This window comes from Dietzia sp. B19, from assembly GCF_014145155.1.
In the GTDB taxonomy this organism is placed as follows: domain Bacteria; phylum Actinomycetota; class Actinomycetes; order Mycobacteriales; family Mycobacteriaceae; genus Dietzia; species Dietzia natronolimnaea.
Genome location: NZ_JAALED010000214.1, coordinates 1 through 7,048, shown reverse-complemented (window position 1 = coordinate 7,048; position 7,048 = coordinate 1). Strand labels below are relative to the sequence as shown.

Annotated in this window: 5 protein-coding genes; 3 read left to right on the top strand and 2 right to left on the bottom strand. The window is 67.4% G+C overall.

Annotation, left to right across the window (positions count from 1 at the left end; all coding sequences use genetic code 11):
- From G6020_RS07115 to G6020_RS07105, 3 genes are all read left to right on the top strand, one after another.
- The coding region (locus tag G6020_RS07115) for a hypothetical protein (protein ID WP_206682215.1) at positions 1-512 on the top strand (512 nt) is incomplete at its 5' end.
- The gene (gene brxD, locus G6020_RS07110) at positions 513-1,814 is read left to right on the top strand and encodes a BREX system ATP-binding protein BrxD (protein WP_182610140.1); all 1,302 of its coding nucleotides are present in this window, start codon (positions 513-515) and stop codon (positions 1,812-1,814) included.
- Positions 1,815-3,929, top strand: coding sequence for a DEAD/DEAH box helicase (locus G6020_RS07105; RefSeq protein ID WP_182610139.1), 2,115 nt, complete (start codon positions 1,815-1,817; stop codon positions 3,927-3,929).
- Positions 3,930-4,698: 769 nt separating this feature from the next.
- Here G6020_RS07105 and G6020_RS07100 read toward each other — a convergent pair.
- Complete coding sequence (locus G6020_RS07100; protein ID WP_182610138.1) at positions 4,699-6,330, bottom strand: ATP-binding cassette domain-containing protein; 1,632 nt, start codon at positions 6,328-6,330, stop codon at positions 4,699-4,701.
- Between the two features lie 151 nt (positions 6,331-6,481).
- Positions 6,482-7,048, bottom strand: a 567-nt coding sequence (locus G6020_RS07095; RefSeq protein WP_182610137.1) for an acyl-CoA thioesterase domain-containing protein, incomplete at its 5' end; no start/stop codon positions are given.

Sequence of the window (7,048 nt, the reverse complement as noted above, 5' to 3'; positions counted from 1 at the left end):
CGACGGCGGCCTCGGAGGCGTCGGCGGACGCCGCGCCGACCTCAGCGACCGGGATCGGTTCGGCCGGGGGGCAACCGACGGCCGGGCGGCCCGCCACCCCGAAGAGCGGTTCTAGGCGCAAGGCGGCACGTGCCACCGAGCAGGTGTCGCTGTTCGATTCGTTCGACGGCGACGAGCCCACCGCAACTCCCGCTCGAGCTACACATGCCAAGCCCGCCGACAAGTTCGCCGATCTCGGCCGTACCCCGTACTTCAATGAGCGGGTCAAGGCCCAACAGCTCAAGCCCAGCCCGGCCGAGTTGGCGGACGTGCTCCGAGCCATCGCCGCCAACAACGGCCGCATGCCCATCGCCGTGCTCGGGACAACGCTCGGGCTCAACGCGCTCCAGATCAGCGGCACCATCGCGAGGATCCAGAAGGTGGTCAACGTCGACGGCATGCCGGTCCTCGAGCGTGAGGACAACGACGTGGTGCTGGCGTCCCAGACCCTCTTTGAACAGTTCGGACTGTAGATGACCGTCTCCCCCGCCCGCCGTACCGCGATCATCGACGCACTCCGCCGCGGCACCGTCCCCGCCGACGGGCTGGACCAGCTCGCCGTGGGCCTCGACCGACTGGCGCCCGTCCTGGGAGAAGAGCTGGACAAGGTCGCCGGTGGCGCCGCCGTGTTCAAGGCAGTGCGGGGCGAGTACGGCTCCGGCAAGACCTTCTTCGCGCGCTGGCTCCAGCAGCAGGCTCTCGACCGCGGGTTCGCCGTGTCCGAGGTCCAGATCTCCGAACTCGAGACGCCCCTGCATCGGCTCGAGACCGTGTACCGGAGGGCCTGCGAAGAACTCCGCACCCCCGCCGTCTCTCGACAGGCATTCCGGGCGGTCCTCGACGACTGGCTCCTCGGAGTGGAAGACGACGCGGCCTCCTCCGGAGCAAACGCCGCCGAGCTGCTCGAGGACAGACTGCGCTCCGTCGCCGATGCTGCGCCCGTGTTCCCGCTCGCCCTGCGGGGGTATCGGGACGCATTGCTCAACGATGATATCGAGGTGGCCGACGGGCTTGCAGCCTGGCTCGGGGGTCAGCGCAACGTTGCCGCGTCTGCTAAACGAGCAGCCGGGGTGAAGGGCGAACTCGACCACTTCCTGGCGATGGGCTTCTTTCAGGGGCTACTCCAGGTGCTCGCCGGCTCCGGCCACCGCGGGCTTCTGTTGGTCCTGGATGAGGTCGAGACCCTCCAGCGCATGCGCGGCGACGTCCGGGAGAAGGCGCTCAATGCTCTGCGGCAGTGGATAGACGAGCTCGATTCGGGGCGCTACCCCGGGATGTACCTGCTCATCACCGGGACCAGCGCCTTCTTCGAAGGACAGCAGGGCATCAAGCGGCTGCCTCCGCTCGACCAACGGATCGGCGTGAAGTTCGACGCCGACCCCCGATTCGATAACCCCCGGCAACCGCAGATCCGGCTTCAGGCCTTCGACTTCGACCGACTGGTCGAGGTGGGATCGCGCGTGCGTGACCTCTACGCGGTCGGCCTCGACCCCGCCGCAGCCCAGCGGGTCACCACCCTCGTCGACGACGCCTACCTGCGCGTGCTCGCCGAGTCCGTGGCGGGAAAACTCGGCGGCCAGGTGGGGATCGCACCCCGTCAGTACCTGCGGATGCTCGTCGACTGCCTGGATCGCGTCGAGATGTTCCCGGACTTCCTCCCGCGACAGCACTTCACCCCGACGCTCGACGCGTCCGACCTCAGTCAGAGCGAACGGTCCGCGTTGGCGAGCTCGTCGTCGTCACTCATCGACGACCCCGACGCCATCGAGCTCTAGATGGACCACCGCGCCCCGCAGGGCTTCCCCGCCCTGCACCCGCTACTGCAGCACCACGTCGTCAACTCCCTCGGCTGGCCCGGCCTGCGGCCACTGCAGGAGGAGTCCGTCCGGCCGCTCATCGCCGGTGAGGACGCCCTACTGCTCGCGCCGACCGCCGGCGGCAAGACCGAGGCCGCCGTCTTCCCCGTGCTCACCCGCATGGCCCACGAGGACTGGGCCGGGCTGACCGTGCTGTACGTGACCCCGCTCAAGGCGCTGCTCAACAACCTCGCCGTGCGTCTGGTCGACTACACCGCGTGGATGGGTCGCCGCGTCGAGGTGTGGCACGGGGACGTCGGCGAGAGCGCCCGCAGAGCCATCCGTGCCGACCCCCCGGACATCCTGCTCACCACGCCCGAATCCATCGAGGCGATGCTGGCCTCCACCAAGACCGACCACCGCACGCTGTTCGCAAACCTACGGACCGTGGTGATCGACGAGGTGCACGCCTTTGCCGGCGACGATCGCGGATGGCACCTGTCCGCCGTCCTCTCGCGCCTCGAGCACCTGGTCGGACGGCCGCTGCAGCGGATCGGGATGAGCGCAACCGTCGGCAACCCCGAGGAGCTGCTGCGGTGGTTGCAGGGCGGCGTCGACGGGAGGGCCGGTCGGGTGATCGCGCCGGGCGTCGCCGTGGGTGAGGCGGTCCGGCCTGTTGCCGGTGACGCGGACATCGTCGTGGACGCAGTCGACACTCTCGACTCCGCCGCTGTGTTGCTGTCCAAGCTGTACCGGGGGCAGAAGCGGCTCGTTTTTGTGGACAGTCGACGGCAGGCCGAGGAGCTCGCATCGATGCTCCGGGGCTTCGACGTGGACGTGTACCTCTCGCACTCGTCGCTCTCCGCCGAGGAACGGAGGCGGTCCGAGCTGGCCTTTGCCGAAGCGCGCGACTGCGTGATCGTGGCGACTTCAACCCTCGAGCTGGGCATCGACATCGGGGATCTGGACCGGATGATCCAGATCGGTGCCCCGACCACCGTGTCGAGCTTCCTCCAGCGACTCGGCCGGACCGGACGGCGCGCTGGCACCGTCCGCAACTGCCTGTTCATCGCCACGGAACCGCGGCACCTGCTCCGGACGCTGGGGCTGCTGCACGCCTGGGGCTCCGGGTACGTCGAGCCCGTTGTGCCCCCTCCGGTGCCTCTGCACCTGGTAGCGCAGCAGATCATGGCCGCGATGCTGCAGGAGGGCGCGCTGCCGCGGTATGGCTGGCAGGACCGGTGGGCGGCGACACCGCTCATGCATGTGGACACCCTGGAGCGTCCCGCCGAGCTGATCGTCGACTTCCTGGTGGAGCGGGGCTACCTCAACGTCGACGGCGGCGCCCTGTTCCTCGGGCCCGACGCCGAGAGAGTATTCGGCCGCCGCCACTTCATGGACCTGCTCACCACCTTTGCGATGCCTCGGGAGTTCACCGTTCTGGCCGGCCGGCAGGAGGTGGGCACCGTAGAGTGGAGGGCTCTCACTAGCGGCGACGGGCCGATCCATCTGCTTCTTGCCGGGCGGTCCTGGAAGGTCACCGACATCAACTGGCCCAGGCACCGGGTGCAGGTGGAGCCCGCCGCGGGCGGCGGCAGAGCACGGTACGGGTTCGGGGGCGCCGACATCGGTCGGCAGGTCGCGCAGGGCATGCGCGCTGTACTGCTGGGCGAACTTCCCGAACAGATTCGACTCACAGCACGCGCTCGGGCTTCGCTCGCTGTAGACGAGGAGCGGTTGCGCCACACGGTGAGTCATCACGGCCCGGTCTGGACGACCACGGACAACGTCCGGAAATGGTGGACTTACGAGGGCAGTGCCGCGAACCGTCGGTACCAGGCGGCGCTCGGGTCAGCATTGGGCGAGGAACTGGCGCCGCAAGGCGGGATCGTCCAACCTGATGCGATCACCTTGTACGAAGGCATGCCGACTGCGCCTGCAGCGGAGCGACTTGAGTTCTGGGAGTCACTGCCGGAGAGCGAGCGGCCGCTTCCTGCGGTACCTCCGACCCTGATCGACAAGCTCAAGTTCTCTGAGGCGTTGCCTGTCGAGTGGGCAATTGAGGTCATCGCGCGGCGGATGGGCTACGCTTAGGAAGATTATCGGGCTTCTCGACGCGGAAAAATCTGGCTAGTGTAGTTCTTTTTCCAGTAATCTCTTTGGGCCTGTCCCCTAGGGGGATAGTTTGTCGATTGCAGTTATCTAACTGGTTCTAGTCGCGCTCGGTTTAAGTACTACGTGTGCCAGCTTCCAATTCTTCGAAGACTTCCGGATCGCGGAATATTCCGGGTCTTTTCTGGCTTCTTTTCTGTTTTTCGCACGAGACGAGTACAAATCGACTGGGTTAAACTCTTGGAAGAAGGCGGCATGTCGGGCGTCGCAACTCCACCAGTAACGAAATGGTGCATATCGGTACGATATTCCTACGGTTTCTCCGGTCGATAATCCGCCGTTCGCTGGCAGGTAAGTCGAAGTGGAGAACACTTGGTCGTGCATTGGGCCCATATAAAAACCGGCAAGCCCGCCTCGGGCGCTCCGTTCGATGAGAGCCGAACCGTGTCCCAATACAAAGCTGCCACCAACGATGATTGGTCGATACCGATTGTAGTAGAAGTGCCCGAGTCCGTTGCCGACATCGAAGTACTCAAACTTCGGTCTTGAGAAGTGGCTAATCGCCCATAGGGTTGTTGAGATCAATAGTCCTGACACAAGGCCAGCGATTGAGCCTCCAATAATATTCGCCCATATGCCAGCCTGGTCGATTACCATAAAGCCACCCTCATTCACTCCGACGTCGCGGTCGCAGGCTCACGCGAGTTCGACGGGAAGATGCGCGAACGTCGCGTGCCCTCGCTTCGCTCGGTTACGCGAGTTCGACGATCTCCATGTACTCCTGGTTCCACAGGTCCTCCGTGCCGTCCGGCAGGATGATGACCCGCTCCGGCTCGAGCGCCTCGACGGCGCCGGGGTCGTGGGTGACCAGGACGACCGCACCCTCGTACGTCCGTAGAGCGTCGAGAACCTGCTCTCGTGAGATCGGGTCGAGGTTGTTGGTGGGCTCGTCGAGCAGCAGCACGTTGGCCGCCGAGGACACCAGCCCGGCCAGCGCCAGACGCGTGCGCTCACCGCCGGAGAGCGTGCCTGTCGGCTGCTCGAGTTGGGGGCCGGTGAACATGAACGCCCCCAGCAGGCTGCGCAGCTCCTGCTCCCCCGCGTCCGGCGCGGCGTGGCGGATGTTCTCCCACACGCTGGCGTCCATGTCGAGGGTGTCGTGCTCCTGGGCGAAGTAGCCCACCTTCAGGCCGTGGCCGGAGACGACGCCGCCCTCACCGTCGGTGCGCTCGACCCCTGCGAGGAGCTTGAGCAGGGTGGTCTTGCCGGCGCCGTTGTACCCCAGCACCACCACCCGGCTGCCCTTGTCGATCGCCAGGTCGACCCCGGCGAAGACCTCGAGGGAGCCGTACATCTTGGTCAGGCCCTTGGCGAACATCGGGGTCTTGCCGCACGCGGCCGGGGTGGGGAACTTGATGTGCGCCACCTTGTCGGCCACCCGCACCGCGTCGAGCTGGTTCATCATGGTCTCGGCGCGACGGATCATCTGCTTGGCCGAGGCGGCCTTGGTCGCCTTGGCACCCAGCTTGGCGGCCTGCGTCTTGAGGGCGGAGGCCTTCTTCTCGGCGTTCGCGCGCTCGCGGCGGCGCCGGGCCTCATCGGTGGCGCGGGCGTCGAGGTACTTCTGCCACCCCATGTTGTAGGCGTCGATCTCCCCGCGCACGGCGTCGAGGAACCACACCCGGTTGACCACGGCCTCGAGCAGCTCGACGTCGTGGGAGATGATGATCAACCCGCCCTCGTGCTTCTCGAGGAACGAGCGCAGCCAGGTGATCGAGTCGGCGTCGAGGTGGTTGGTGGGCTCGTCCAGCAGCAACATGGTCTGGGACTTGCCGGCCCCGTCCGAGGCGGCGAACAGGATCCGCGCCAACTCCACCCGTCGGCGCTGACCGCCCGACAGCGTGCCGAGGTTCTGGGTGAGGATCCGCTCCTCGAGTCCGAGGCTGTTGCAGATGCGGGCGGCCTCGCTCTCGGCCTCGTACCCACCCCGCGCGGAGAACTCGTCCTCGAGCCGGCCGTACTTCCGCACGGCCTTGTCCATCGCCGCGTCGTCCGGGGCGGCGACCATCTCGTCCTGCGCTTCGGTCATCTGGACCATCAGCACATCCAGCCCGCGGGCCGACAGGACCCGGCTGCGCGCGAGCTGATCCATGTTGCCCTCGCGGGGATCCTGCGGCAGGTACCCCACGTCGCTGGTCGAGACGACTGTCCCCGCGTACGGCTCACCCTCGCCGGCGAGGATCCTCATCGTCGTCGTCTTACCAGCACCGTTCCTGCCCACCAGACCGATCCGGTCGCCCGGCTGGACCCGCAACGAGGACCCGTCCATGTGGAGCAGGGTGCGCACGCCGGCGCGCACCTCCAGGTCGTCGATGGTGATCACGTGCGCGGGTACCTCGTCTGCTCTCGGGGGGAATCGGGCCGACCAGCCACTCTACCTGCGGTGCGACACGCGGGACGAGTCCGGTGACCTGGGTCTCCGCTCGGCCCGGATCCGCCCGTCACCCCGACCGCGACCTCACGCGGCCATGCTCTCATCCGGCCCTGCGCCCGTACAGGTTCTGGACGCTGCGGCCGATCCGTCCCCGGTCGTCGGACAGGAGCGTGTCGGTGATGACGCCGCGACCGGGGCCGCCCACCGTCTCGGAGTCCAGATGCACCCACCCCGGTTCCGGTTCCCGGTGCAGCGAGACCACCAGGTCGCAGTTGACCGCCGGATGAGTGAGCGGGTCGGTGGCCAGGGAGATCCCGCTCGCCGAGTCCGCCACCAGGATCGTGTGCTGCCACCCGGTCATCGATTCGCCCTCGAGCAGGTCGAGCCGGCTCCGACCCCACGCGCGGGCCGGCCCCAGGGCGTCCCCGTCGCCGTGGTCGAACGAGAAGTCCACCACGGACAGGTATCCGTCCGCGTACGCGAAGGACATCATCGCCCCCCGTTCGCGCGGGGCGTTCGGCACCTCGGGACCGGTGTGGTCGCCGTGCACCGGGAAGTCCTCCGGAGTCGACCGCATCCGCCATCCGCGGGCCACCAGGGCGGGCCGCCCGCCTGCGGAGGCGGTGGCCTCGAGCAGCTCCACGCTGCGGCCGGGCCGGACGGTGCG

Bases quoted from the DNA above. Each gene is read 5' to 3' on its own strand.
- G6020_RS07105 (WP_182610139.1), top strand. From the start codon at position 1,815: ATGGACCACCGCGCCCCGCAGGGCTTCCCCGCCCTGCACCCGCTACTG.
- brxD (WP_182610140.1), top strand. From the start codon at position 513: ATGACCGTCTCCCCCGCCCGCCGTACCGCGATCATCGACGCACTCCGC.